Below are 26,132 nucleotides of genomic sequence, written 5' to 3'. Positions count from 1 at the left end.
AACTGTTTGCTACTTATAACGATTTATAGATAGCAAGGGCATCAGTGCTACCAGCGCGCTTTTAACAGGTTAGGCTGAATACCGGCTATGGCTCGGGTATTGCCATAGTCCTTAGTCGCGATCCCGGCTTCAAATTCGTCCCGGAAATATTTAATCGCGCTTTGTAGTGGTTCAACCGCGCCCGGCGCGTGAGCACAGAAGGTTTTACCCGGCCCTAAGAAGCGGCAAAGCTGTTCCAGCGTTTCGATGTCACCCGGTTGGCCTTCGCCACGTTCCAGCGCACGCAGAATTTTGACACTCCACGGCAGACCGTCACGGCACGGAGTACACCAGCCGCATGACTCACGGGCAAAGAACTCTTCCAGATTACGTACCAGCGAAACCATACCGATTTCGTGATCCACCGCCATTGCCAACGCCGTACCTAAACGACTGCCCGCTTTGCCGATGTTTTCGAAATCCATAGGCAGATCCAAATGATCGGCGGTCAGGAAGTCGGTACCCGCACCGCCCGGTTGCCAGGCTTTGAATTTCAAACCGTCACGCATACCACCGGCGTAATCTTCCAAAATTTCACGAGCAGAAATACCAAACGGCAGTTCCCATAGGCCCGGATTTTTCACCCGACCAGAGAAGCCCATCAGCTTGGTACCCGCATCGTTACTTTTGCCAGCGGTGATTCCCTGATACCAATCCACGCCGTGCTCCAAAATTGCCGGCACGTTACACAGGGTTTCCACATTGTTGACGCAGGTCGGTTTGCCCCACACGCCGGAAGACGCAGGGAAAGGCGGCTTGGAACGTGGGTTAGCGCGGCGGCCTTCCAGTGAGTTAATCAGCGCGGTTTCTTCCCCGCAGATATAACGACCGGCACCGGTATGGACAATCAGCTCGAAATCGAAACCGCTGCCCATAATATTTTTGCCCAGCAAACCGGCTTCGGTCGCTTCGGCAATAGCGCGACGCAAATGCACCGCCGCTTCGATGTATTCACCACGCAGGAAGATGTAGCCCCGGTAGGCTTTCAGCGCGAAGGCGCTGATCAGCATCCCTTCCACCAGCAGATGAGGCAATTGCTCCATCAGCAGACGGTCTTTATAGGTGCCCGGCTCCATTTCATCGGCGTTACACAGCAGGTAACGGATGTTCATGCTTTCGTCTTTCGGCATCAGGCTCCACTTTAAACCGGTGGAGAAACCTGCGCCGCCGCGCCCTTTCAGACCCGCATCTTTGACCAGATTGACGACGTCCGGCGGAGCCATGCCTTTTAAGGCTTTTTCTGCTCCGACATAGCCATTTTTGCTGCGGTACTCATCAAGCCATACCGGCTGTTTGTCATCACGCAAACGCCAGGTCAGCGGATGCATTTCCGGGGTACGGATAATTTCACGAGTAAAACCTGAAGGATTTGTCATGGATATTGCTCCAGTAACTTTTCAATTTCTTCAGGCTTCAGGTAGCTGTGAGTATCGTCGTCGATCATCATCGTCGGACCACGGTCACAGTTACCCAAGCAGCAAGTTGGCAGCAGCGTGAAACGACCATCAAAAGTGGTCTGACCCGGCTTGATGCTGAGCTTTTTCTCGATAGCCGCCTGAATGCCCTGATAACCGGTAATGTGGCAAACCACGCTGTCACAGTAACGAATCACATGGCGACCAACTGGCTGGCGGAAAATCTGGCTGTAGAAAGTGGCTACGCCTTCAACGTCGGAAGCCGGAATACCCAGCACCTCAGCAATAGCGTGAATCGCACCGTCTGGCACCCAACCGCGTTTTTTCTGTACGATTTTCAGCGCTTCAATCGACGCGGCACGAGCATCTTCGTAATGATGCTTTTCATGCTCGATGGCATCGCGTTCTTCCGCGCTCAATTCAAAGGCTTCTTGTGCGGTGGCCGGCTGTTCAGCGACAGAGCGCTCAACGGCAGTAGACTGCGCTGCATCGACAGCCAGGTTCACCACATCAAGTTGATCTTTATGATCCTGGGTCTCTTTTTGATCACTCATAATTAGCGGTCCACATCAGACATTACAAAATCGATACTGCCCAGATAGACGATCAGGTCAGATACCAGGCTGCCACGGATTACCGATGGGATCTGCTGCAAATGGGCATAGCTCGGGGTACGTATCCGGGTGCGATAGCTCATGGTGCTGCCGTCACTGGTCAGATAGTAACTGTTGATCCCTTTGGTCGCTTCAATCATCTGGAATGACTCGTTAGCTGGCATCACCGGGCCCCACGAAACTTGCAGGAAGTGAGTAATCAGCGTTTCGATATGTTGAAGCGTACGTTCTTTCGGCGGCGGCGTAGTCAGCGGATGGTCAGCTTTGAATGGACCTTCTGGCATGTTTTTATAACATTGCTCCAGAATTCGCAGGCTTTGACGCAGTTCTTCCACTTTCAGCATTACGCGGTCATAGCAGTCACCGTTATTACCGATTGGCACTTCGAATTCGAAGTTTTCATAACCGGAATACGGGCGCCATTTACGCACATCAAAATCGATACCGGTGGCACGCAGGCCAGCACCAGTGACGCCCCAATCCAACGCTTCTTTGGAATTGTATGCAGCAACGCCAATTGAACGTCCTTTCAGGATACTGTTCTGCAAAGCAGCTTTGACGTAGGAATCCAGACGTTTGGGCATCCAGTCAAGGAAATCGCGCAGCAAACGCTCCCAGCCGCGTGGCAGATCGTGAGCCACGCCACCAATACGGAACCAGGCTGGATGCATACGGAAGCCGGTAATCGCCTCAATCACATCGTAGACTTTCTGACGGTCGGTAAAGGCGAAGAACACCGGGGTCATCGCACCCACGTCCTGGATAAAGGTACTGATGTACAGCAGATGGCTGTTGATGCGGAACAGTTCAGACAGCATCACGCGGATGGTATCAACCTTCTCCGGCACTTTAATCCCGGCCAGTTTTTCAACGGCCAGCACATACGGCATTTCGTTTACACAGCCACCGAGATACTCGATACGGTCAGTGTAAGGAATGTAGCTATGCCAGGATTGACGCTCGCCCATCTTTTCCGCGCCGCGGTGGTGATAACCCACGTCTGGCACGCAATCGACAATTTCTTCGCCATCCAGCTGCAATACAATGCGGAAAGCACCATGAGAAGACGGATGGTTAGGACCGAGGTTAAGAAACATGAAGTCCTCATTTTCGGTTCCACGCTTCATACCCCAATCTTCTGGTTTGAAGGTGAGAGACTCCATCTCCATATCTTCTTTCTGCTTGGTCAGCACGAAGGGATCGAATTCCGTGGCGCGAGCAGGGTAGTCTTTACGCAGCGGATGACCTTCCCAGCTTTGCGGCATCATAATGCGCGTCAAATGCGGGTGGCCATCAAAGGTAATACCGAACATTTCCCACGTTTCCCGCTCATACCAGTTGGCATTCGGGAAAATCTTGGTTGCTGTGGACACGTGCATGTCTTTTTCAGACAGTGCCACTTTCAGCATAATGTCGCGGTTACGCTCAATAGAAAGCAAATGATAGAAAACAGAGAAATCCGCATCAGGCAAACCTTGGCGGTGAGTACGCAACCGCTCATCCACCCCATGCAGATCGAACAGCATAACGTAAGGCTTAGGCTGTTTTCTTAAAAACGACATTACTTCCAGCAATTGTTCACGCTTCACCCAGACTACCGGCATGCCGGTACGGGTCGCCTGAACAACAAAGGCCTCTGGCCCAAAACGGTTCGACAACTCACCTATTACCGGATCATCGAGATGATCGCGGGTTTGCCATGCGGGCTGGGCGCTGTCGGTCGTTGTATGATCTGTCATAATTTTTTTTCACCACAACTTTTTTGATCACTACCGGGGTCATTTCGTGGTCAGTGCGCCGCGAATTTAGCTGTCGTACCTAGATTGACTGTCAAATCGACAGAATCAAATCTCGTCAGGAGTACGCAGGTTAGTGACCGCAATACGCTCAGCGTGTTTACGCTCGCGTTCTGGCTGCATATTGGCGCGATAAACGCCCTGATCGCCGACAACCCAGGAAAGTGGGCGGCGTTCTTTACCAATGGATTCCTGCAACAGTAACAGCGCTTGCATATAAGCTTCAGGACGCGGTGGGCAACCTGGGATATACACATCCACCGGCAGGAATTTATCTACGCCCTGCACCACGGAGTAAATGTCATACATGCCGCCGGAGTTGGCGCAGGCACCCATTGAGATAACCCATTTCGGTTCAAGCATCTGTTCGTACAAACGCTGAATAACCGGAGCCATCTTGGTGAAGCAGGTTCCTGCAACCACCATGAAGTCAGCCTGACGCGGTGAGGCGCGCAATACTTCAGCCCCGAAACGCGCCACGTCATGCACAGCGGTAAACGAGGTCACCATTTCTACGTAACAGCAAGAAAGACCGAAGTTATACGGCCAAAGTGAGTTTTTACGTCCCCAGTTCACCATGTCATGCATCGCGTGCTCAAGTTTACCCATGTACACGCTACGATGGATGTCTTGCTCGAGCGGATCGCCGCTGATGGTTTCCTGTGTTTGTAGGGGATAACGGTCATTTTCACCGTTGGGGTCTATGCGGGTTAGCGTATAGTCCATGTTAATGCCTCGCTGTATTTATTGGCGCAAATCGGGCGGAATACCTTTGGAATTTGTGACCGTGCTCGGTTTGCTCACGCGGCGGTTCGACCGCCCAGGAGTCCAATCCAGAGCACCGATGCGCACCAGATAAACCAAACCAGCCAGCAGCACCAAAATGAAAATGGTGGCTTCGATGAAACCTATCCAGCCGCTTTCGCGAATGGAAATCGACCAGGCATACAGGTACAAGGCTTCAACGTCGAAAATAACGAAGAACATGGCGACCAGATAGAACTTGGCCGACAGGCGCATACGCGCAGAGCCAACCGAGTCGATACCGGACTCATAGGGTACGTTTTTGGCACGGGCCCGAGCTCTCCCACCCAGGAAGAACGCACCTAGCAGCATGAAACCGCACAGCCCGATAGCGCCAATGAGGAATACAGCGAACGCCCAGTGATGAGCGATAACTTCAGTGGTTGTTGACATACTCATTGCTTACTCATCAAAAGTGGCGTCGAACGTTCTGCTCTTGTGTCGGCAGTTGTGCACCACATCGATTCAAGGGAAGGATAATAACCACACAAAGACACTGTCTTTACAACTATTTAGCCAGTGTTTTACTGTGGGCTTTTTACTCCTTTCAATAACCTTTTGTCAACTTTGACAAAAGTAACTACACATTAATTTACAAACGCACGATCTTGCTTAACATTTGGTGCGACCTCGAAAGCTAAATCGAGTCAGTCATTTGTTGAGTTCTATCATGCACATATAAAGCAACGTGGATCTTTCGTTTTTACTATACCATTGTCGCAGGAATAACCTGTTCTTCCACTCACTAGCTAGGGGTATTTTTTTGATCCAGAACACGTTTTGAGTGTTATTAGGCAGTTTCTTAACAAATAAAAAGCTGTTATTGAAACTAAAAATAGTGAAACATCGTTTTGAGTCAATTGAAGACGTGTTAACGAAAAGAAAAAAAATACTGCGGGGAGCTATATGGATATCAGTCTAGACTGCAGCCTGACTGTCTTGGGCTATACCCCAAAATAAGTGTGGGAAACGCGCCTTTAGTCACGAAATATCAACAAAACGGTAATAAATAGGTTTTTACTGTCTTAGAAACGAAAAATCCCCTGTTTAAACAGGGGATTAACGAAACACTAGATGTTAAATAATTCTTATTAATTATCGATATACAATTCGGAACCCTGGGATGGTTCTGTTCCGGTCAGCAATGAAGGCTGATAACCATTTTGCAAGGCACTAAAAATCGCCAATGCTAACTCATTTTCACATGCATCATCTTTGCACAGCGCATAATGGGTTTCAGGCAACCGAGGTAATCCTTCTGTTTCGCCTAATACCCGCAGGTCCGGACTCATCATTTCGATAGGTCTGGCGGTCACACCTAACCCTGCCCTCACCGCCGCCCTAATGGCCGAAAGCGAAGAAGCAACGTAGGCAATGCGCCACGGAATACCAGCCTGTGTCAGATGCTCTATTGCCATGTCACGAAATGGACTTGGCTCATTCATCACCACCAGCGGAATGGCCTCTCCAGGGACAAACTGATAGTCCGCAGAGCAATACCACAGCGTTGGGGAGGTTCTCAACATCAGATGGGGAAGACTTTCAACTGCTGCCGTGGTGATCGCTAAATCAACTTCACCACTGCTCAGCATCTCAGCAATTTCCGGCCCACGCTTGACCCGCACATCTATGGCTAAACGCGGATACAACGTTGCCACCCGATTCAAAAGAAAAGGGAGCAGCGTATCAGCGGTATCATCAGATGCACCAATGGTCAGCACGCCTTCTACATTGCTGTACATTAAAGAAGTGCAGGCTTCATCGTTAAAACGCAAAATTTTTCTGGCATAGCCAAGTAACTGGAGACCATGTTCAGTAAGTAACTTGTTGCGCCCATGGCGGGCAAACAACTCTTTACCAACCAACTGTTCTAACCGTTGCATCTGTTGGCTAACGGCTGATTGCGTTCGACATACTGCGGCAGCAGCGGCGGCGAAAGTATTCAGGTCAGCAACAGCGACAAAGGTTCTAAGCAGATCGAGGTCGAGATTAATTATCGGACGATTTGCATTTGTCATAGTGTATTCTTCACTTTTTTGAATTCTAATTACAAACTACCCTGGTGTTTAACTAACAACATTATCAAATGAGACAATGTTAAGTATGACAGTACCCCACTCATTAGAGTAGGGCAAAAAAATAACTTATATTTCGTTATCTTTATCTCTTTTTCAAAAACATCTTTTCCCAACCAGTCATCCAATTATATGAATAGCGTCACAAAAAACCGCTAAATCTTCGATAAATGAAGATTTTTTATGCTGGGGAACGCCATTTCTTGCCGCTAAATTTAATGCTTCTAATGTACTGTTTTTAATTAAATTCACCTTAATGGCCGCTTATTTTATATATAAAAAAACAACTTATCACCGAGATGGTGGTTTATCTTTTCAAAAAGATTTAACTAATGATTTTCTACTAAAGTGCGAGAATGAATCCCTTACATTAAATGTTCTTAATAGTTTTCCTATTTATAGTTTTTAGCTTCCCTGCCATTTTTAGACTGGCATCTACAATATGTATGATAAAAACATGAATATTTAGCTATCAACTTATTATATAAAAGAAATTGGCCAATATTTTATTGTAAAAATAGTAAGGGAACGCGTTAAGTTGATAAGTATTGCTGGATGAATATTATGCGTTACCGGTTGCTTTATCGCCGAAACACGTCATTTCGATCAGAAAATAGACAGCAAACACTTCATTTTATCTAATCATTAAGATTTTTATGATGAATGAAACAGGAAAAATGATAAGTCAGTTACCCTCGATAAACATTTGCAGTAAAGCGATGTATAGAACTTCAAAAATGTGCGGCAGCGGAGTACATTGAACACCTTGCCGTGTTCCAGGAACAGGACACGCTTTTACCAGTGAAAAGGCTCTGTTTTATGTCCCCCATTGAAAAATCCAGCAAACTGGACAACGTCTGTTACGACATTCGTGGCCCGGTGCTAAAAGAAGCTAAGCGTCTTGAAGAAGAAGGTAATAAGGTTCTGAAACTGAACATCGGCAATCCTGCCCCGTTTGGTTTCGACGCACCGGATGAAATTCTGGTAGACGTCATTCGTAACCTGCCCACGGCGCAAGGCTATTGCGACTCCAAAGGCCTATACTCAGCGCGCAAAGCCATCATGCAGCACTATCAGGCGCGGGATATGCGCGATCTGACGGTGGAGGACATTTACATCGGCAACGGCGTTTCCGAGCTGATTGTGCAATCCATGCAAGCCTTGCTAAATATTGGCGACGAAATGCTGGTACCGGCGCCGGATTACCCGCTGTGGACCGCGGCTGTTTCCCTGTCCAGCGGTAAAGCCGTGCACTATATGTGTGATGAGGAATCTGACTGGTTCCCCGATCTGGATGATATTCGTAGCAAAATCACTCCGCGCACTCGCGGCATTGTGATTATCAACCCGAACAACCCAACCGGCGCGGTATACAGCAAAGAGCTGTTGCTGGAGATTGTTGAGATTGCCCGCCAGAATGATTTGATCATTTTTGCCGATGAAATCTATGACAAAATTTTGTATGACGATGCGCAGCACCATTCGATTGCTGCATTAGCACCGGATTTGCTGACCGTGACCTTTAACGGTTTGTCCAAGACTTACCGCGTAGCCGGTTTCCGTCAGGGCTGGATGGTGCTTAACGGGCCGAAGAAGCACGCTAAAGGTTATATTGAAGGCCTAGAAATGCTGGCTTCGATGCGTTTATGTGCCAACGTGCCGATGCAGCACGCCATTCAGACAGCTCTGGGAGGTTATCAGAGCATCAGTGAGTTTATTCAGCCCGGCGGTCGTTTGTATGAACAGCGGGATCGCGCCTGGGAATTGATCAATCAGATCCCTGGGGTTTCCTGTGTGAAGCCTCGCGGTGCGCTGTATATGTTCCCGCGTATCGACGCCAAGCGTTTCAATCTGAAAGACGATCAGAAGCTAGTGCTGGATTTGCTGTTGCAAGAAAAAGTGTTACTGGTACAAGGCAGTGCCTTCAACTGGCCGTACCCTGATCACGTGCGCATCGTGACCTTACCGCGCGTAGATGAGTTAGAAATGGCGGTCGGGAAGCTAGGCCGGTTCCTAGAGACATACCATCAGTAATTGATTTGGGGGGACTACGCGCCCCCCCATTCCCCACGTCTTAACACTCCGCACCTCCGTACCTATCGCCTTCTCACGGCGTCGGTTCTCTTGCTCATCGCTTCGGCTGGCGGAATGCCGCAACTCGCTCTTCATTAGGCAGATCACATGTGCTGTGAAAGGGCCAGCTTGGGGTCAAAAACCCTATCAAGGGTGAAAGGCAAATAGCGATTCATAAAAATGGTTTTGATTTTAATAAGGCGCAATCAGGACGTGGGCCGGCAGCTGTTCAAAGCGCGCCTTGAGCCGCAGAGGCAGGAAGCATGGCATCCTGATAACGCCCGCAGCTGAATCTAGCGCTGGCTCGCCGGACGAAAAGTGTACGAGGAAAATTCGCAGAACCCCACTTTCGCACCAAGTACAGAGCGGGGGCGACTGTCAACCCTGCTCGCAAGCCTCCACGACGAGTGAGGGAAAAACCGAACAATAAGGCTTTCAAACCTGATCCGATACGAATTATCAGAAAGCTACGGCATAGCTCGAGACATTTTATCGCCGTCTCCGCGAGTGGGGAGCAACTGAACCGTCAGGCTTTCAAAACCCAACCCAGGTTATCTGGTCACATCATCGCTATCGCAGATGAGAAATTACAAAACCCGCCTCCTCTTCTGTTAGGCTATAAACCTAAAATTACCCCGACTCCCTGTTTGATTACCGATTTATCGTCGTAGAAAAAACAAAGAGAGAAAATTATGAGTCAGAGCCACTTCTTCGCCCATCTATCCCGCCTGAAACTGATTAATCGCTGGCCGCTGATGCGTAATGTTCGAACGGAAAATGTATCAGAACATAGCCTGCAAGTGGCCTTTGTCGCTCATGCGCTGGCAATCATCAAAAACCGTAAATTCAACGGTAATCTGAACGCCGACCGCATCGCGCTGTTAGCCATGTACCACGACGCCAGCGAAGTGATTACCGGCGATATGCCCACGCCTATCAAGTATTACAATCCGCAGATTGCCCACGAATATAAAAAAATCGAAAAAGTGGCACAGCAGAAACTGATCGAAATGTTACCCACCGAATTACAGCATGATTTCCGCTGCTTGCTGGATGAAAACTATTACAGTGAAGATGAGAAACTGCTGGTTAAACAGGCTGATGCCCTGTGCGCCTATCTGAAATGTCTGGAAGAGCTTTCGGCGGGAAATCACGAGTTTACCCAAGCAAAAACGCGATTGGAGAAAACTCTCGACCTGCGTAAAAGCCCGGAAATGGATTACTTTATGGAAGTCTTCGTGCCTAGCTTCAGCCTGTCTTTGGATGAAATCAGCCTCGATCCCTTGGAATAATCCCGATCCGTCGCTGACGTGAACCCATCCTAATGAGCTGGCTCACGTCAGTGCCACCAACCTCTCTTGGCACCAAGGACGAAAGCTAATCAGAATGGAAATAATAGCGGCACAACCATCACGCTAACGGCCATCACCAACAGCGTAAACGGCACGCCCATACGTACAAAATCGCCAAATTTATAACCACCAGGGCCTAATACCAAAGTATTGACCGGCGATGAAACCGGTGTCATAAAGGCAGCGGAAGCGGCAATACCGATAATCATGGCGAATGGGAGTGGTGATACCGACATTTCTCTCGCTGCCGCGATGGCAATGGGCGCCATCAATACCGCCGTGGCCGTATTAGAGATAAACAACCCAATCGTGGCGCAAAGCACGAACAGACACAGCAGCATTACTCGAGGCCCCGCGCCGCCCGCGACATCCATCAGGCCGTGAACAATAAGGTCTACCCCACCGGTTTTCTGTAGCGCCAGCGCAAAGGGCATCATCCCAATAATCAGAATCAAACTTGGCCAATGAATCGCGCGATAAGCGCTGTCCATATCAATACAACGAAAACGTCCCATAAGCAGGCAAGCGATCAACGCGGCAATCACGTTAGGCACCTCGTCGGTCAGCATCATCGCGACCATCAACGCCAGACAAAACAGCGCGTGAGGAGCCTGTGACAAAGCCGGAGCCACTTCGTCCACTTCTGCCGGTAAACTGAGTACGATAAAATCTTTGGTTTGAGACTGAAGCTGGCGAATCAGTTTCCAGTCGCCAATCACCAGCAAAATATCGCCGAACTGGAGTTTTTCATCCACCAGCTTTCCTTCCATCGCTTTACCGTGACGGCGAATTCCCACCACGTTCAGGCCATAGCGACTGCGGAATGTCATGTCCCGTAGGCTTTTCCCGATCAAAGTGGAGTCAGGAATCAGAGAAACCTCGGCCATACCGACGTTTCGCGCCTGCTCAGAGAAATATTCCCCCCGCAGCACCATCGGTTCCAGCAATTGATCGCTACAGAATTCGCGTAAATCCACGTCACAATCGGACATATCGATCAACAATACGTCCCCTTCTCGTAGTTCGGAGTTACCGGTTGCGCTGACCATCACCCGGCGAAAACGCCGCCAGCGCTCAATCCCAACCACATTAGCGCCATAGCGAGCGCGTAAATGCAGTTCGTCCAGCGTATGCCCTATCAGTGGGGAACGTTGACGAATTGCCAGACGACGCGCGCGGCCAGTGAGTCGATAATCCCGAATTAAATCGCGGAAAGTTCGGCGTTGCCACTTTTCCTTATCTGAGCGCGGTTCGTTGCTGCCTAGCCAGCGGCGGGCAATCAGCATATAGCCTACGCCCAACAGCAGAATAATAAGGCCAATTGGCGTGACGCCGAAAAACCCGAAACCCTGAATGCCTTCTCGCAGCAGTTCACTGTTCACCACCATATTGGGCGGCGTCGCCACCAGCGTCATCATGCCGCTGATTAATCCGGCAAAGCTCAGGGGCATCATTAAACGACTGGGTGATGTTTTCATTCGGCTGGCAACGCTTAGCACCACCGGAATAAAAATAGCCACTACGCCGGTGGAACTCATAAAGGCACCCAATCCGGCTACGGTAACCATCAGCAAAGCCAGCATTTTGGTTTCGCTATGCCCTGCCACCTTAACCAACCAATCCCCCACCTGATAAGCCACGCCGGTTCTTACCAAACCTTCGCCAATCACGAAAAGTGCGGCAATCAAAATCACGTTGGGATCGCTAAAACCACTGGTGGCCTCCGCCAGCGTCAGCGTGCCGCTCATCACAAAGGCAATAATCACCAACAGCGCCACCACGTCCATTCTCAATTTATTAGTGGTAAACAGTCCTATCGCTATCAGAAGTAAAGTTAATACCCACAATAGTTCGCTATTCAAAATGGCCTCGCTGGCAAATCGGAAATCAAAGATTGGGCGTTATCAGTAAAGCATTAAACGCCGCGAGTTCAACTGCCTGCGATCAATATTGATTAAAAAATTGTCGCTTATCAGTCTTATACCGTTTTTATGGCGTATTTTTATCCAATTCATTGCCGATTTGCTGATTATTCGCCGGAAATGAGTCGTTTGTTCGTTAGTGATACATATCCATATTAATGGTGAGCATATCGGTGGTTTGGGCAACATCTGACTATACTAGATTGGTGGCAACCCGCCTGATTTGGGTGACTCCGTAAACGCGGCCGTATAACAGCCGCGTGACAGTTACCGCTGAAATTATCCCTAAGAGCAAGGTCGCTAAATGCTTAATATCACTAATTATCCGCTGGTTCTGTTTCTCCTGACTTTTCTGGTGCTGTGGGGCTGCGCCCTTATCGGCCAGGCGTTTTTTCGTCGCGGACAGACCATGGATGGCAACACTCAGGAAAACTTCACCGTTATTCAAGGTGCGACACTGACGCTACTCGGGCTGATTATCGGCTTCAGTTTTTCCATGGCTATCAGCCGTTACGATTTACGTAAAAATCAAGAAGAAGCGGAAGCCAACGCTATTAGCACTGAATATCTGCGTGCCGACCTGCTCTCGCCCGCCGCGCGAGATAAAACCAAAGACCTGCTGATACGCTACGTAGATCAACGAATTCTGTTTTATCGCACCCGCGATAAAGCCAGGCTGCTGGAAATTAACCAGCAATCCAATCAGCTACAGGATGAACTCTGGACTGTGCTGCTTGAACCTGCGGCGCAACAGCCAACGCCACCGATGGCGCTGGTACTGGCTGGAATGAACGATGTATTGAACTCAGCCAGTTACACTCAAGCGGCTTGGTGGAACCGTATTCCTCCGGCGGCATGGATGTTGATGAGTATTATTGCAATCTGCTGCTGCACGTTGGTGGGCTACGGTTTTAAAAACGGCAAAGGGCGAAAAATCATGTTGTTGATATTACCGCTGGTTATCTCTTTCTCGTTTATGTTGATTGCCGATATAGATAGTCCGCGCGGCGGCGTGATTAAGGTGATACCGCAAAATCTGGAGAGTCTGGCGGCCAGTTTTTCCCTTCCAGCCGGTTAAGTCGCAGCTGGGACTCGGTAAACGTAAAAAGAGCTCCTTAAGGCGCTCTTGGTTTTTATCGCAGATTCAATGAATAAGCAGGAAAGCTACTTAACCCGCTGAATCACCGCGCCGTTGAGCGTTTTCTCTATCGCGATTTGCTCAAGGGAGGTCAGAATCAAATCAACCTGATCCCGTTTTGGCGTGTCCGCTGGTGCGTTAACCGCAATCACTTTACAACCTGCGGCCAGACCGGAAAGAATCCCCGCGGGCGCGTCTTCCACCACCACGCAATCTTCCGGTTTCAGCCCCAGACGCTGCGCGCCCAGCAGATAGGCATCGGGCTGCGGTTTGCCGTGAGTAACCAGTTCAGCCGTGATAAACACTTCCGGTAACGGTAAATGAGCGGCTGCGCGACGGGCGGACGCAACGGGCACGGAACCCGAGGTAACAATCGCCCAAGGAATGTCCAATTGATTCAGACGCTCCAGTAACGCAACTGCACCCGGCAATGCGGTGACGCCTTCGGTATCTTCCGACTCGATTTTTTCCAACGTCAGAAACTCGGCCTGAATAGCCTCATCACTCTGCCCCGGCATAAAGTGGCGCAAGGAGGTAATAGCCTGTTTCCCGTGGATAAAGTCCAATACCACCGATGATTCGATACCGTGCCTGGCTCCCCAGCCAATCCATGCTCGCTCCACGGCGGGCAATGAATCTACTAGCGTTCCATCCAAGTCAAAAAGAAAACCTTTGCACTCCACAAGCACATCCTCTTGAAACCTAAATCATCAGGCTATTTATTGAGTTTAACGGCAAGCCCGGCCACAGAGCCGGGTCAACGAGAGGTTAATATACCTATGGGCACCTTAATGGACAAACCTCCACCGAGCCAATGGCCTATTCCCCCTCGTCTCGCTCGATCAGTCGCGGCTTTGCGGGTGATTAATCAGGCATTAATGATTTGCGAAATCTCAACCGCGCTCAAATGATATTGACGCGGGCAAGACTGCCAGATAGACAGCATGCGCTGATATTTATCCCACATTGGGGTTTGGGCATTGAAACCGTGAGTGCCGGAATCGAAATGGGTATAACGCCCTTCGGTATTCACCATAAAGCGCACGTAGCTCAGGTAGCGGGATTCGGTGGCAGCATCGAAACCGAGGAAAGCGATGCGGCGCCCGTCCAGATCTTGCTTATCTTTCAGATTGTCCCAAGACACCTGTAGCGCGTGGTGCATCTCCATAATATTAATAATGGTGCGGCAGGTCTCTTCGCTTAACTCACCAAAATCACGGTCCAACTCGCGCATTTGCAGACCAAAGCCGCGCTCGACAATGGTTTGCTGACGACGATAACGCTCGGCGTTATCCGGATCTAACATGGTCATCATTTTGTATTGGTTTGAAAGGATCAGCCGTTGGGCGTTAGTCATATCCATCATGATCTCCTGAAAGGCAAGTTAATGGTGAAATCATCGCATAGCGCATCTTTCAGTGGTACTACTAGCGGGCCATTCTTTGATTTGACAGGGGGTTTGGTGAAAGGATTCACCGAGAGCCGCTGCCGACTCTCGGATTTGTATTTAGTTATCGTTGCAAAAGTTATAAATCATCGAGAAAAGTTTTATCCAACTGTTTAAACGCCCGTTTCAGCAATTCAGCCAGCGACTGATAGGTCGGAGTTTTCTCTATAGGCGCAACCGCCTGCCCGGCGTCAGCCAGTTTATTGCGCACTTCGTGAAACCATTGCAACAAAGTCGGCGGCAACGGCGTAATAGAGCGCTTGCCCAGCCACCACAAACCTTGCAGCGGCAAACCACAGGCAAACAGTGCGGTAGCAATCGCAGGGCCAAGCTGCCCACCCAGCGCGATTTGCCAGGTCAGCGTGAAAATCGCCAGCGGCGGCATAAAGCGAATACCGAAGCGCGTCGCATTCACTACGCGATTTTCTGGGAACACCGGCGCCAGACGTTTGTCTGATGGCCAGGTTTTCATATAGTGCTGCCCGCGCTGGAGGACCTGAAACCAGCTAACGGAATCGGAAGGTTTGGATGTCATGGCTCACCTCAACTTCAAAGACAAAATTTAAAATTTTCTTGCAACCCACCAATGATAAATTGGATGGATTAAATATATTTTGTTTTTAGCGCGCGCTATCGGTATCCTAGCCCGGCCTTTTGGCCGCTAGAAGAAGACGCACAATATGTCAACTTTTAGCAGCAAATTAATCATTTTTGTTAAATCGTTGATGCATTTTAACCACCAGGTTTTAAACACTTGATCAGCGATTTTTCCACCATCATGCCTTTTTCATTTATCGCATGATGTTAATCATTAATGTCATCACCATTATGCGCTACGCTTGTGGTCAGATTGACGTTTTATTAACCACGTGTTTATTGCAAACACGACAATAAATAGGTACTTCCATGTCGAGTAAGCTAGTACTGGTTCTTAACTGCGGTAGTTCTTCCCTGAAATTCGCCGTGATCAACGCGACCAACGGTGAAGAACACCTGTCTGGTTTAGCCGAATGCTTCCATCTTCCAGAAGCCCGCATCAAATGGAAAATGGATGGCGGCAAACAAGAAGCAGCATTGGGTGCTGGTGCAGCGCACAGCGAAGCACTGAATTTCATTGTTAATACTATTCTGGCACAAAAACCAGAGCTTTCTGCCCAGTTGACTGCTGTCGGCCACCGTATCGTTCACGGCGGTGAGAAATTCACTTCATCAGTAATTATTGACGATGAAGTTATTCAGGGTATCAAAGATTCGATCCCGTTTGCACCACTGCATAACCCAGCGCACCTGATCGGTATCGCTGAGGCGTTGAAATCCTTCCCGAATCTGGCTAATAAAAATGTCGCGGTATTCGACACTGCATTCCATCAGACCATGCCAGAAGAATCTTACCTGTACGCCCTGCCGTACAGCCTGTACAAAGATCACGGCATCCGTCGCTATGGCGCACACGGTACTAGCCATTTCTTCGTTAGCCAGGAAGCGGCCAAGGCTCTGAACAAGCCAATGGAAGAACTGAACGTGATCACTTGCCACCTGGGCAACGGCGGTTCTGTTACCGCAGTTCGCAACGGTAAATGTGTCGATACCTCTATGGGTCTGACCCCGCTGGAAGGTCTGGTCATGGGGACTCGCAGCGGTGACATCGATCCAGCAATCATCTTCCATCTGCATGATGCAATGGGCATGAGCGTTGATCAAATCAACAAAATGCTGACCAAAGAGTCTGGCCTGATGGGTCTGACCGAAGTCACCAGCGACTGCCGTTACGTTGAAGACAACTACGACACCAAAGCTGACGCTAAGCGCGCGATGGACGTATTCTGCCACCGCCTGGCCAAATACATCGGTGCTTACACTGCACTGATGGACGGCCGTTTGGACGCGGTTATCTTCACCGGCGGTATCGGTGAAAACGCAGCTATGGTACGTGAACTGACTCTGGATAAACTGGGTCTGCTGGGCTTCGAAATTGACCACGAACGTAACCTGGCCGCTCGCTTCGGTAAATCCGGCACCATCACTAAAGATGGCAGCCGTCTGGCGATGGTAATCCCAACTAACGAAGAGTTTGTTATCGCACAAGACGCAGCCCGTCTGACTGCATAAGTCTCCTCAACACCGTCAGCCAAGGCTGGCGGTGTTGTTTTCGCCCGACAGCAGGCGAGAACCGTCGCCTGAGTGCAACCGTAAAGAGGTTTAGCCGTGTCCCGTACAATTATGTTGATCCCAACTGGCACCAGCGTGGGTCTGACCAGCGTCAGCCTGGGTGTCATTCGCTCCATGGAGCAAAAAGGCGTCCGCTTAAGCGTGTTCAAACCTATCGCCCAGCCGCGTTCCGGTGGCGATGCGCCTGACCAGACCACCACTATCATTCGCGCCAACTCCAGCATCACCGCTGCCGAGCCGCTGAATATGAACTACGTGGAAACTCTGCTGAGTTCTAACCAGCAGGACGTGTTGATGGAAGAAATCGTGGCGCGTTACCACGAAAATACCAAAGATGCCGAAGTGGTTCTGGTTGAAGGTTTGGTGCCAACCCGCAAACACCAGTTTGCCAACGCGCTGAACTATGAAATTGCTAAAACGCTGAACGCAGAAATCGTGTTCGTGCTGGCGCTGGGTAACGATTCTCCAGATCAGCTGAAAGAGCGTATCGAACTGGCTCGTTCCAGCTTCGGCGGCAGCAAAAACAAAAACATCACCGGCGTTATCATTAACAAACTGAATGCCCCGGTTGATGAACAAGGCCGTACTCGCCCTGACCTGTCTGAAATCTTTGATGATTCCACCAAGGCCAGCGTAGCGAAAGTCGATCCGACTCAGCTGTTTGCCAACAGCCCGCTGCCAGTTCTGGGCTGCGTGCCATGGAGCTTCGAGCTGATTGCTACCCGCGCAATCGACATGTGCAAACACCTGAACGCACGTATTATCAACGAAGGCGACATCAATACCCGCCGCGTTAAATCCGTGACTTTCTGTGCGCGCAGCATTCCTCACATGCTGGAGCATTTCCGTCCGGGTTCTCTGCTGGTCACCTCCGCAGACCGCCCAGACGTATTAGTTTCAGCCTGTCTGGCGGCGATGAATGGTGTTGAAATCGGCGCAATTCTGCTGACCGGTGGCTACGCTATCGACGAGCCAATCAAACAGCTGTGTGAACGTGCCTTCCAGACTGGCCTGCCAGTATTTATGGTTGACACTAACACCTGGCAGACCTCTCTGAGCCTGCAAAGCTTCAATTTGGAAGTGCCTGCGGACGACCATGAGCGCGTTGAAAAGCTGCAAAACTACGTTGCCAGCCATATCAACAGCGAGTGGATCGACTCACTGAGCGCCACCTCCGAGCGTTCACGCCGTCTGTCTCCACCGGCATTCCGTTACGAGCTGACCGAACTGGCACGTAAAGCCGGCAAACGCATCGTTCTGCCTGAAGGCGACGAGCCACGCACCGTAAAAGCGGCTGCAATCTGTGCTGAACGCGGCATTGCCGAGTGCGTGCTATTAGGTAACCCGGACGAAATACGTCGAGTGGCTGCCGCTCAAGGCGTTGAACTGGGTAAAGGTATCGAGATTGTTGATCCGGTTGCCGTACGCGAACGTTATGTTCCACGTTTAGTAGAACTGCGTAAGAGCAAAGGCATGACCGAAGTCGTTGCCCGCGAACAGTTGGAAGACAACGTGGTTCTGGGTACGCTGATGCTGGAACAAGGCGAAGTTGACGGTCTGGTTTCCGGTGCGGTTCACACCACTGCGAACACTATTCGTCCACCGCTACAGTTGATCAAAACTGCACCGGGCAGCTCGCTGGTTTCTTCCGTGTTCTTTATGCTGCTGCCTGACCAGGTTCTGGTTTACGGTGACTGCGCAATCAACCCGGATCCAACCGCAGAGCAGCTGTCTGAAATCGCAATTCAATCTGCTGATTCGGCGGCCGCTTTCGGTATCGAACCACGCGTTGCGATGATTTCCTACTCAACCGGTAATTCCGGCGCAGGTAGTGACGTTGAGAAAGTGCGTGAAGCGACCCGTCTGGCACAGGAAAAACGCCCAGATCTGATCATCGATGGTCCGTTGCAGTACGATGCGGCAATCATGGCTGACGTAGCGAAATCCAAAGCGCCTAACTCTCCGGTTGCAGGTCAGGCTACCGTGTTCATCTTCCCAGATCTGAACACCGGTAACACCACCTACAAAGCGGTACAGCGTTCAGCAGATCTGGTCTCTATCGGGCCAATGCTGCAAGGTATGCGCAAGCCGGTTAACGATTTGTCCCGTGGCGCACTGGTAGACGATATCGTTTACACCGTCGCTCTGACTGCTATTCAGTCTGCTCAGGCCGACGCGTCTTAATTTACGCTTCGGTTTGAATGATAAACGCCAGCCTTAGCGCTGGCGTTTTTTATGGTTTAAACGGTGAAATCTGCCCGCCTATCCTTAACTGCCTTAACTGCTTTGTCTCAACTCTAACTGGTAACTGAAGGTCTGCGTCCGAGGTTCTTCGTCATCATCACTATCATTGAGCATATCAATGAGTAGTTTCCCGGCCTCCCGCCCCATTTTTTTGTAATCAATACGAATAGACGTCAGGGTAGGATGCGTTTGGTCACAACTGTCTGAGCCATCCAGACAAGCCACGGCTATATCACCGGGGATCTTCAGCAAACGCCGCTGACATTCAAACATGATGCCCAACGCAATATCTTCATGGCTACAAATCACCGCATCCAGCTCAGGCTGACGCAACAGCATTTCCGTTAGCGCATAGCGGCCAAATTGCAGGCTGGCGGCTTCCGGAGTCGTCACAATCTGATCTGAATTCTGGTAGCGGCTCAGCATGGCTTTATGCCAACCATTGAGCAATTGCCGTTGCAAGCGGTTATCCATATGCGCGCCCACGTAACCAATATGCTGATAACCTTGATCCAGCAAATGATCCGTCAGTTTATGCGCGGCTTCAAAAAACGCCGCCTCCAGCGTGATTTCAGCCTTGCTGTAACGCGAGCCAACAACATTCACTGTAGGAATATTTGCTCGCTCAAGAATTTGATAGGTTTTCTCTGCCAGCTGAGAACCAAAAATAACCAGCGCAGCCGGATTACTCTGCAATAAGGTCATTAAAATTTCGGCTTCTTTGTGCTGATTGTGTTCGTGACAGCCTAGTAACAGCTGAAATTCGTTTTTATTCAGCACCTGCTGTAAAGCCTGCATAAAGCGCGAGCTGGACTTATCTGTCAGCGATGGAATCAGCACCGCTACGGTATTGCTATGCCCAGACGCCAGCGCACCTGCTGCCCGATTAGGGATATAGCCAAGCTCTTCAACTGCCTGTTCTATCTTTTCCCGTAACTTGTCAGAAACCTGCTCCGGGGTTCTCAATGCACGAGAAACGGTCATGGTTCCGACACCGGCGTAGTTGGCCACCTCTTGCAGCGTGACTCTCCCGGTGTTACGGCGCTTACGCGTTTTTTCCATTCTGGGTTCCCTGTCCGCTGAAACTCACCGTTTTCAGCCTGTCTGTTGCGCTCCGCCTACTATTAGCAGCGCAGATATCGAGTCGCATTGTATATGCCTGGGGCAGATTTAGCCAAAGACCAGGATCGGTTAAATGATAGCGCTATCACAATTATTGATAGCGCTATCAGGTAGCGCTATCAAATGCGATAAACATCACATTAATCAATGAGCGAAATATCTACTCTCATGTGAATTGTTATCGGGAGTGACTCATCTCATGTTAAAGACATTGTTAACGGCGAATGTCGTTCAGGTAGTAGAACAGGCCAAAGATTGGCGAGATGCTATCGCCATCTCATGTCAGCCATTGATTGATAATGGCTCCGTTGAACCACGCTACGTCGATGCCATTTATCGCTCTCACGAGGCAATAGGGCCTTACTACGTTGTTGGCCCCGGTATCGCCATGCCCCATGCTCGCCCAGAAGAAGGCGTCAATAAGCTTTCACTGGCGCTCACGGTCATTTCCTCCGGCGTCAATTTCGATGCCGAAGAGAACGACCCGGTAAAATTATTAATAGTATTAGCCGCGACGGACAGCAATAGCCACATTGAGGCTATCTCTCAACTCGCTCAATTGTTCGATAACGATAATGACGTAAGCAGCCTGTTAAACGCCAAAACGACGCAAGACATTTTATCTGTCATTGCGCGCTATTAATCCGCGATTAGCGAAGGTTTAACCACCGAAGCAATCGGGATCACCAATTCCAAGGGGAAATAAAATGAAAATCACAGTGGTTTGCGGTAACGGTTTAGGCACCAGCCTGATGATGGAAATCAGTATTAAAAACATTCTGAAAGAGCTGGCCGTCAGCGCTGAAGTCGATCATGTGGATTTAGGCTCAGCCAAAGGCACACCGAGCGATATTTATGTTGGCACCAAAGACATCGCCGAACAGCTGATCGCGCAATCCGTGACGGGCAAAATTGTCGCACTGGATAACATGATCGATAAAAAAGCCATGAAAGAGCGTTTGTCCGTTGCATTAACCGAATTAGGCGCGCTGTAAGCGGAGGTCAATATGGATTTCTTTCGTTTTCTGATGAGCGATGTGTTGTCCGAACCGGCGGTATTAGTCGGTTTTATCGCCTTAATCGGCCTAATCGCTCAGAAAAAACCCGTAACCGAATGTATTAAAGGCACTGTCAAAACCATCATGGGTTTTGTGATTTTGGGTGCCGGTGCCGGTCTGGTGGTTTCCTCTCTGGGTGATTTCGCTAACATTTTCCAGCACGCCTTTGGTATTCAGGGCGTCGTACCGAACAACGAAGCCATTGTCTCCGTGGCGCAAAAAAGCTTCGGTAAAGAAATGGCGATGATCATGTTCTTCGCTATGGTGATCAATATTCTGATCGCCCGTTTCACCCCATGGAAATTTATCTTCCTGACCGGTCATCACACGCTGTTTATGTCAATGATGGTGGCAGTGATTCTGGCAACGGCGGGCATGAGCGGTATTACGCTGATAGCCGTTGGTTCATTGGTCGTCGGCGTGGCAATGGTGTTCTTCCCTGCGATTGCTCATCCGTACATGAAAAAAGTAACCGGTTCCGATGACGTGGCTATTGGCCATTTCTCGACGTTATCTTATGTGCTGGCCGGTTTTATCGGCAGCAAATTCGGTAATAAAGAACATTCGACCGAAGACATGAACGTGCCGAAAAGCCTGCTGTTCCTGCGGGATACGCCAGTTGCCATCTCTTTCACCATGAGCATTATCTTCCTGGTAACCTGCCTGTTTGCCGGGGCCGATGTGGTGAAAGAACTGAGCGGCGGCAAAAACTGGTTTATGTTCTCTATCATGCAGTCCATTACCTTCGCAGCGGGTGTTTATATCATTCTGCAAGGTGTACGCATGGTGATTGCAGAAATTGTACCGGCATTTAAAGGCATTTCAGACAAACTGGTACCTAACGCCAAACCTGCGCTGGATTGCCCAGTCGTATTCCCTTACGCACCCAATGCGGTATTGGTCGGCTTTCTGAGCAGCTTCGCCGCCGGTTTGATTGGTATGTTTGCCCTGTACCTACTGAATATGACGGTGATTATCCCAGGCGTCGTTCCACACTTCTTCGTAGGTGCCGCTGCGGGCGTGTTCGGCAACGCGACCGGTGGTCGTCGCGGGGCGATTCTGGGGGCTTTCGCCCAGGGCCTGCTGATTACCTTCTTGCCGGTATTCCTACTGCCAGTGCTGGGTGATATTGGTTTTGCCAATACGACCTTCAGCGACGCTGACTTCGGCGCGCTGGGCATTCTATTGGGTATTATCGTTCGCTAAGATTTTACTCATATTCGATATGAAAAAGGCTCCGATTATTCGGAGCCTTTTGTTATTCATTGCCAGCAACACTTATTGATAACCGCGAGATTATCGGCGAAGTTAATCTTCCCGAACGGTAATCTTACCGTAATCCTGTTCGTTATTGCGGCTCAGCCACAAAGATAGCGCTTTCAGAGAATCCGGAGTGAATTCATCACAACGAGCGGTGATTTCTTCCGGCAACATCCAACGCACTTCATCAATTTCTTCCGCTTGCAGCGCAAAAGGCCCGTGAGAAACACAGCTAAATAATGCGCCCCACACGCGACAGCACTCCTCTTCAAAATAGAACAGGCCGTGCTCGGCAAAAGGCACGCCGGCAATACCCAATTCTTCTTCCGCTTCACGACGGGCGGATTCGAGGAAGTTTTCACCGCTCTGCACCACTCCCCCCGCCGTTGCATCGAGTTTACCCGGGTAGAAGTCTTTACTTTCAGTACGACGCTGTACCAGAATTTTCCCCATACCATCATGCACCACAATATAGGTAGCACGATGGCGCAGACGTTGAGCACGCATTTGTTGACGACTGGACTGAGCAATCACTTCATTTTGCTCATCAACAATATCAACCCATTCCGTGCTCACTGTTGGATTTTGCTCCACCATCCTCTGAAACCTTCTATCTGGGCGCGACGATAAGCGCGCATTTGTTGATCAAGTGTTTTTCAAAAACAACATTATAAGTATGTGTAAAACGCGTATTTTTAACCGACGATAACCCTCGGCGTTTAAAACTCATCGGTTAAAACCAACCGGGCAAGAGGTTTATCATCTTGTAGGGTCAAAACCTGCAACTCACCTTGATCCAACATGCCGTAGCTCGCTGGATTACCGCCTTTAGGAATACTGACCGAGCCGGGATTGAAACAAAAAACATCACCCTGTAGCTGAGCCTGCGGCAGATGTGTATGACCATAAACCAAGACATCCCCGCAACGCAATGGAGGACGTTCCGCAGGATGATAAAGGTGACCGTGGGTTAAAAACAACCGTCTTTCCGGTAAAATAATCTGCTGCCAGGGTGCCATCATCGGAAAGTTGAGCAACATCTGATCCACTTCACTGTCACAGTTTCCCCGCACGGCAATAATCCGATCAGCGTAAGCGTTAAGTTGCTCGGCAACCTGCGCCGGCTGATAGCCTTCCGGCAAAGCATTACGCGGCCCGTGGTTGAGCAAATCACCTAACAAAACCAGCCACTGCGCACCGCTACGGTTAAAAATTTCCAATACTTTATCGGTTGCAGTAAGCGAACCATGTAGATCAGAAGCAAACATTAACTTCATGGCATCACCTTATTTTTGATCATCAGCAACGGCGTCTGGCAGGTTATCGCCGTCTCAGCCCTCATTAATAAATACGGCCTAGTTTAACATTCAATAATTGAGATTATTCCGAGAATAAACGACTTATTACCAGCGCATTGAGTAAAACAGCGCCTTCATTTGTGCAATACCGGTATTATCGTAGAGAAAATCGTCAGTTGGTGCAGGAAAGTTAACCGCATAACTTAACGACCTGTTAGCGGGGTGTTTGGGTCAGTTCATCCAAAGTCAGAGAGTTAAATAAATAACCCTGCATGGCATCAATATTACTGCCCTGCAATTGCTCGGATTCGATCTGATTTTCTACGCCAACAACGATAACGCCTTCGCAGTATTTTTTGACGTTATTAATCAGAATTGGGAAGGTGTGCTTATTATGCTGCCAGAAAAAGTGCTTATCAATTTTGACATATTCGAAGATATTGGCCGTCACCGCGTTCAGACTGGAATCTCCGCGTCCAAGATCGTCTAACCATAGTGGATAGAGTTTAACCAAGTCTCGCAGCAACGGATTGTTGTTACCATCGGATAAATTGGAGAAAGTCTCCATTAATTCCAGACGCAAAAACGGCATGGTATTTAGTAACGCCTGCAATTCGCTGTCTCTGACAATAATTCCTGCCGTATCAAAATCAATATTGATGGAAAGCAGTACCTGATTATCGATAAACCACTGGCTATACTTCTGCGCTGCCAACAGCTGATCGCGGAACAGTTTTCCTTTCCCCTCGCTGTCTAACTCGTTAAAAAAATCTTCCGGATTAATCGGTAAATCCAAAGGCTTTGTCGTAAAACGGCTGAGCAATTCAGCAGCGAGTAGGCTGCCATCCTTCCTGTATATCGGCTCACATACATAAGAGCAGTTAATCTCAATATTGAGTTTCATGTGTACTTAAGCTCCCTCGACACAGTGTTTCCACTCTAGCAGAAATCCTGCAAGCAAGTATAAATAAGGGGACTCGTCATATTTATGGCTAAATTGTGCCCCAGCGTTGAAGTGATTTTGATTCAGGTAACCTATCAAAGTCACACTGAATTCTCTTATTTACTGTAGATTTGTGGACAATACGTAGATCAATTTATCTTCACTTATTCACTCTCAGTTTGTTACCTTGTTTCCATGTGCCTGAGCCTGTTTTGGTGTTAAAAAACAAATGAAGTCGTTATTTCCCCCTGTCTGATGTCGCTTTGGAGAATGTTATGATCGATCTCTATTACGCCCCAACCCCTAACGGACACAAGATCACCCTGTTTTTAGAGGAAGCTGGACTACCTTATAATCTTCACCGGATAAATATTAGCGCCGGCGATCAGTTCAAACCGGATTTTCTCGCTATATCACCGAATAATAAGATCCCGGCAATTGTCGATCATCGTCCAGACGGCGGCGGCGATCCCATCAGTATTTTTGAATCCGGCGCAATCTTGCTGTATCTGGCTGAAAAGAGTGGTAAATTTCTGAGCGCTGAGCTACGTGAACACACGGCAACCTTGCAATGGCTGTTCTGGCAGGTCGGCGGTTTTGGCCCTATGCTCGGCCAAAATCATCACTTCAGCATTTATGCTTCCGAAAAAATACCTTACGCCATTGAACGCTATCAGAAAGAAACCCAGCGCTTGTACGGTGTGTTAGATACCCAACTGCAAAAACACGCCTACCTGGCCGGTGAAAATTACAGTATTGCCGATATCGCCACTTATCCTTGGGTTGTTTCCCATAAAAATCAGAATATCGATTTGGCCGACTATCCCGCCGTCGAACGCTGGTTCCAGAGCATTGCCAGCCGCCCGGCAACGCTACGCGCCTATGAGCTAGCCAAAGCCAGCTAAGTTGCCATCAATGCCCCGCAGTGGGGCATTTATACCTCATATCAGAAAATCCCCTACACAGACACTGGCAAGCTGATGACTTCGCAGACCGCGTTGCCTGCTCTATTTCGAACTCAGGCTTGCTATTTCACCGCGCTGGCAGCTCATCGCTTTCTCGCTCATACTCATTCGCCAATACCTATAAAGTGTTATCGGCAGCGAAAGTAAAGAGATAAGTCATTAATCGAATATTTTGAGCAATCCAGTGATTTTCTCTGGAATGCCTCGTTTTATCCGTTTCCTCGCGGTTTATTAATCGAAATATCATTTGGTTACTGGCCATTTATCGCCGCAGCCTGTTAGAAATAATTCACTCAGGATGTGCTCTCTATCGTGGGATAAATGCCCCGGATCGCCTATGCTAAAAGAGCGCGAAAAAGACTTTTTACTCAGATTTTCCGCAGACAAACTGATGTGAT

23 protein-coding genes are annotated in these 26,132 nt (G+C 49.3%); 9 read left to right on the top strand and 14 right to left on the bottom strand.

Going from position 1 to position 26,132, the window contains the following annotated elements:
• Positions 1-47: 47 nt before the first annotated feature.
• From nuoF to rovM, 6 genes are all read right to left on the bottom strand, one after another.
• Positions 48-1,415 (bottom strand): NADH-quinone oxidoreductase subunit NuoF, encoded by a 1,368-nt coding sequence (gene nuoF, locus ACQ4OC_RS06280; protein WP_064517223.1) that lies wholly within the window; start codon positions 1,413-1,415, stop codon positions 48-50.
• On the bottom strand, positions 1,412-2,008 hold the full coding sequence (gene nuoE / locus ACQ4OC_RS06275) for an NADH-quinone oxidoreductase subunit NuoE (RefSeq protein ID WP_235600984.1): 597 nt from the start codon (positions 2,006-2,008) through the stop codon (positions 1,412-1,414). Before nuoE ends, nuoF begins: the two co-directional genes overlap by 4 nt.
• A gap of 2 nt (positions 2,009-2,010) precedes the next feature.
• The gene (gene nuoC, locus ACQ4OC_RS06270) at positions 2,011-3,807 is read right to left on the bottom strand and encodes an NADH-quinone oxidoreductase subunit C/D (protein ID WP_064517220.1); all 1,797 of its coding nucleotides are present in this window, start codon (positions 3,805-3,807) and stop codon (positions 2,011-2,013) included.
• Between the two features lie 105 nt (positions 3,808-3,912).
• Positions 3,913-4,590 (bottom strand): NuoB/complex I 20 kDa subunit family protein, encoded by a 678-nt coding sequence (locus ACQ4OC_RS06265; protein ID WP_049597030.1) that lies wholly within the window; start codon positions 4,588-4,590, stop codon positions 3,913-3,915.
• An 18-nt stretch (positions 4,591-4,608) separates the two neighbouring features.
• Positions 4,609-5,067 (bottom strand): NADH-quinone oxidoreductase subunit NuoA, encoded by a 459-nt coding sequence (gene nuoA, locus ACQ4OC_RS06260; protein WP_049597029.1) that lies wholly within the window; start codon positions 5,065-5,067, stop codon positions 4,609-4,611.
• Between the two features lie 692 nt (positions 5,068-5,759).
• Entirely contained in the window at positions 5,760-6,686 is a 927-nt protein-coding gene (gene rovM / locus ACQ4OC_RS06255; RefSeq protein WP_049597028.1) for a virulence transcriptional regulator RovM, read from the bottom strand.
• Between the two features lie 876 nt (positions 6,687-7,562).
• On the opposite strand from rovM, the gene ACQ4OC_RS06250 reads away from it, so the two are divergent.
• Entirely contained in the window at positions 7,563-8,777 is a 1,215-nt protein-coding gene (locus ACQ4OC_RS06250; RefSeq protein WP_049597027.1) for a pyridoxal phosphate-dependent aminotransferase, read from the top strand.
• Positions 8,778-9,508: 731 nt separating this feature from the next.
• Entirely contained in the window at positions 9,509-10,108 is a 600-nt protein-coding gene (yfbR, locus tag ACQ4OC_RS06245) for a 5'-deoxynucleotidase (protein ID WP_064517217.1), read from the top strand.
• 89 nt (positions 10,109-10,197) lie between these two features.
• Here the strand turns inward: yfbR and ACQ4OC_RS06240 are convergent, their stop codons facing one another.
• On the bottom strand, positions 10,198-12,033 hold the full coding sequence (locus ACQ4OC_RS06240) for an SLC13 family permease (protein WP_306423362.1): 1,836 nt from the start codon (positions 12,031-12,033) through the stop codon (positions 10,198-10,200).
• Positions 12,034-12,394: 361 nt separating this feature from the next.
• On the opposite strand from ACQ4OC_RS06240, the gene ACQ4OC_RS06235 reads away from it, so the two are divergent.
• Positions 12,395-13,168, top strand: coding sequence for a hypothetical protein (locus tag ACQ4OC_RS06235; RefSeq protein ID WP_064517212.1), 774 nt, complete (start codon positions 12,395-12,397; stop codon positions 13,166-13,168).
• A gap of 86 nt (positions 13,169-13,254) precedes the next feature.
• On the opposite strand, the gene ACQ4OC_RS06230 is transcribed toward ACQ4OC_RS06235, so the two are convergent.
• The 3 genes from ACQ4OC_RS06230 to yfbV all read right to left on the bottom strand — a co-directional run bounded on the left by ACQ4OC_RS06230 (position 13,255) and on the right by yfbV (position 15,210).
• Positions 13,255-13,911: a sugar phosphatase gene (locus ACQ4OC_RS06230; protein ID WP_064517209.1), complete on the bottom strand. Its 657-nt coding sequence runs from the start codon at positions 13,909-13,911 to the stop codon at positions 13,255-13,257.
• A 185-nt stretch (positions 13,912-14,096) separates the two neighbouring features.
• Entirely contained in the window at positions 14,097-14,591 is a 495-nt protein-coding gene (locus tag ACQ4OC_RS06225) for a YfbU family protein (RefSeq protein WP_064517208.1), read from the bottom strand.
• Between the two features lie 163 nt (positions 14,592-14,754).
• The gene (yfbV, locus tag ACQ4OC_RS06220; protein WP_064517205.1) at positions 14,755-15,210 is read right to left on the bottom strand and encodes a terminus macrodomain insulation protein YfbV; all 456 of its coding nucleotides are present in this window, start codon (positions 15,208-15,210) and stop codon (positions 14,755-14,757) included.
• A 371-nt stretch (positions 15,211-15,581) separates the two neighbouring features.
• On the opposite strand from yfbV, the gene ackA reads away from it, so the two are divergent.
• Both ackA and pta read left to right on the top strand, forming a co-directional pair.
• On the top strand, positions 15,582-16,784 hold the full coding sequence (gene ackA, locus ACQ4OC_RS06215) for an acetate kinase (RefSeq protein WP_064517203.1): 1,203 nt from the start codon (positions 15,582-15,584) through the stop codon (positions 16,782-16,784).
• Positions 16,785-16,895: 111 nt separating this feature from the next.
• Positions 16,896-19,028 carry a phosphate acetyltransferase gene (gene pta / locus ACQ4OC_RS06210; protein WP_064517200.1) on the top strand — a complete coding sequence of 711 codons (2,133 nt, stop codon included), beginning with the start codon at positions 16,896-16,898 and terminating at the stop codon, positions 19,026-19,028.
• Positions 19,029-19,121: 93 nt separating this feature from the next.
• Here pta and ACQ4OC_RS06205 read toward each other — a convergent pair whose 3' ends face one another.
• Positions 19,122-20,150 (bottom strand): LacI family DNA-binding transcriptional regulator, encoded by a 1,029-nt coding sequence (locus tag ACQ4OC_RS06205; protein ID WP_064517197.1) that lies wholly within the window; start codon positions 20,148-20,150, stop codon positions 19,122-19,124.
• Between the two features lie 259 nt (positions 20,151-20,409).
• Here ACQ4OC_RS06205 and ACQ4OC_RS06200 point away from each other — a divergent pair, with 259 nt between their 5' ends.
• From ACQ4OC_RS06200 to ACQ4OC_RS06190, 3 genes are all read left to right on the top strand, one after another.
• Complete coding sequence (locus ACQ4OC_RS06200) at positions 20,410-20,853, top strand: PTS sugar transporter subunit IIA (protein WP_064517194.1); 444 nt, start codon at positions 20,410-20,412, stop codon at positions 20,851-20,853.
• Between the two features lie 64 nt (positions 20,854-20,917).
• On the top strand, positions 20,918-21,205 hold the full coding sequence (locus ACQ4OC_RS06195) for a PTS sugar transporter subunit IIB (protein ID WP_049597017.1): 288 nt from the start codon (positions 20,918-20,920) through the stop codon (positions 21,203-21,205).
• Positions 21,206-21,217: 12 nt separating this feature from the next.
• Positions 21,218-22,474 carry a PTS ascorbate transporter subunit IIC gene (locus ACQ4OC_RS06190; protein ID WP_049597016.1) on the top strand — a complete coding sequence of 419 codons (1,257 nt, stop codon included), beginning with the start codon at positions 21,218-21,220 and terminating at the stop codon, positions 22,472-22,474.
• 102 nt (positions 22,475-22,576) lie between these two features.
• Here the strand turns inward: ACQ4OC_RS06190 and yfcD are convergent, their stop codons facing one another.
• The 3 genes from yfcD to ACQ4OC_RS06175 form a co-directional block, all read right to left on the bottom strand.
• Positions 22,577-23,125, bottom strand: a complete 549-nt coding sequence (yfcD, locus tag ACQ4OC_RS06185) for an NUDIX hydrolase YfcD (RefSeq protein WP_064517193.1) — start codon at positions 23,123-23,125, stop codon at positions 22,577-22,579.
• Positions 23,126-23,247: 122 nt separating this feature from the next.
• On the bottom strand, positions 23,248-23,805 hold the full coding sequence (gene yfcE / locus ACQ4OC_RS06180) for a phosphodiesterase (RefSeq protein WP_064517191.1): 558 nt from the start codon (positions 23,803-23,805) through the stop codon (positions 23,248-23,250).
• 235 nt (positions 23,806-24,040) lie between these two features.
• A complete protein-coding gene (locus ACQ4OC_RS06175; RefSeq protein ID WP_064517190.1) occupies positions 24,041-24,730 on the bottom strand; it encodes an EAL domain-containing protein in 690 nt (229 codons plus the stop codon).
• Positions 24,731-25,044: 314 nt separating this feature from the next.
• Here ACQ4OC_RS06175 and ACQ4OC_RS06170 point away from each other — a divergent pair, with 314 nt between their 5' ends.
• Positions 25,045-25,674, top strand: a complete 630-nt coding sequence (locus ACQ4OC_RS06170) for a glutathione binding-like protein (protein ID WP_064517187.1) — start codon at positions 25,045-25,047, stop codon at positions 25,672-25,674.
• Positions 25,675-26,132 lie beyond the last annotated feature (458 nt).

The organism is Yersinia sp. J1 (assembly GCF_050586585.1).
Taxonomy (GTDB): Bacteria; Pseudomonadota; Gammaproteobacteria; order Enterobacterales; family Enterobacteriaceae; genus Yersinia; species Yersinia entomophaga.
This window is presented reverse-complemented; position numbering and strand designations above follow the sequence as displayed.

Bases quoted from the DNA above. Each gene is read 5' to 3' on its own strand.
- ACQ4OC_RS06190 (WP_049597016.1), top strand. From the start codon at position 21,218: ATGGATTTCTTTCGTTTTCTGATGAGCGATGTGTTGTCCGAACCGGCG.
- ACQ4OC_RS06235 (WP_064517212.1), top strand. From the start codon at position 12,395: ATGCTTAATATCACTAATTATCCGCTGGTTCTGTTTCTCCTGACTTTT.
- nuoA (WP_049597029.1), bottom strand. From the start codon at position 5,067: ATGAGTATGTCAACAACCACTGAAGTTATCGCTCATCACTGGGCGTTC.
- nuoE (WP_235600984.1), bottom strand. From the start codon at position 2,008: ATGAGTGATCAAAAAGAGACCCAGGATCATAAAGATCAACTTGATGTG.
- yfcD (WP_064517193.1), bottom strand. From the start codon at position 23,125: ATGGTGGAGCAAAATCCAACAGTGAGCACGGAATGGGTTGATATTGTT.
- ackA (WP_064517203.1), top strand. From the start codon at position 15,582: ATGTCGAGTAAGCTAGTACTGGTTCTTAACTGCGGTAGTTCTTCCCTG.
- yfcE (WP_064517191.1), bottom strand. From the start codon at position 23,805: ATGAAGTTAATGTTTGCTTCTGATCTACATGGTTCGCTTACTGCAACC.
- nuoC (WP_064517220.1), bottom strand. From the start codon at position 3,807: ATGACAGATCATACAACGACCGACAGCGCCCAGCCCGCATGGCAAACC.
- ACQ4OC_RS06250 (WP_049597027.1), top strand. From the start codon at position 7,563: ATGTCCCCCATTGAAAAATCCAGCAAACTGGACAACGTCTGTTACGAC.
- nuoF (WP_064517223.1), bottom strand. From the start codon at position 1,415: ATGACAAATCCTTCAGGTTTTACTCGTGAAATTATCCGTACCCCGGAA.
- ACQ4OC_RS06205 (WP_064517197.1), bottom strand. From the start codon at position 20,150: ATGGAAAAAACGCGTAAGCGCCGTAACACCGGGAGAGTCACGCTGCAA.
- yfbR (WP_064517217.1), top strand. From the start codon at position 9,509: ATGAGTCAGAGCCACTTCTTCGCCCATCTATCCCGCCTGAAACTGATT.
- ACQ4OC_RS06265 (WP_049597030.1), bottom strand. From the start codon at position 4,590: ATGGACTATACGCTAACCCGCATAGACCCCAACGGTGAAAATGACCGT.
- ACQ4OC_RS06170 (WP_064517187.1), top strand. From the start codon at position 25,045: ATGATCGATCTCTATTACGCCCCAACCCCTAACGGACACAAGATCACC.
- yfbV (WP_064517205.1), bottom strand. From the start codon at position 15,210: ATGACATCCAAACCTTCCGATTCCGTTAGCTGGTTTCAGGTCCTCCAG.
- pta (WP_064517200.1), top strand. From the start codon at position 16,896: ATGTTGATCCCAACTGGCACCAGCGTGGGTCTGACCAGCGTCAGCCTG.
- ACQ4OC_RS06225 (WP_064517208.1), bottom strand. From the start codon at position 14,591: ATGGATATGACTAACGCCCAACGGCTGATCCTTTCAAACCAATACAAA.
- ACQ4OC_RS06175 (WP_064517190.1), bottom strand. From the start codon at position 24,730: ATGAAACTCAATATTGAGATTAACTGCTCTTATGTATGTGAGCCGATA.
- rovM (WP_049597028.1), bottom strand. From the start codon at position 6,686: ATGACAAATGCAAATCGTCCGATAATTAATCTCGACCTCGATCTGCTT.
- ACQ4OC_RS06195 (WP_049597017.1), top strand. From the start codon at position 20,918: ATGAAAATCACAGTGGTTTGCGGTAACGGTTTAGGCACCAGCCTGATG.
- ACQ4OC_RS06200 (WP_064517194.1), top strand. From the start codon at position 20,410: ATGTTAAAGACATTGTTAACGGCGAATGTCGTTCAGGTAGTAGAACAG.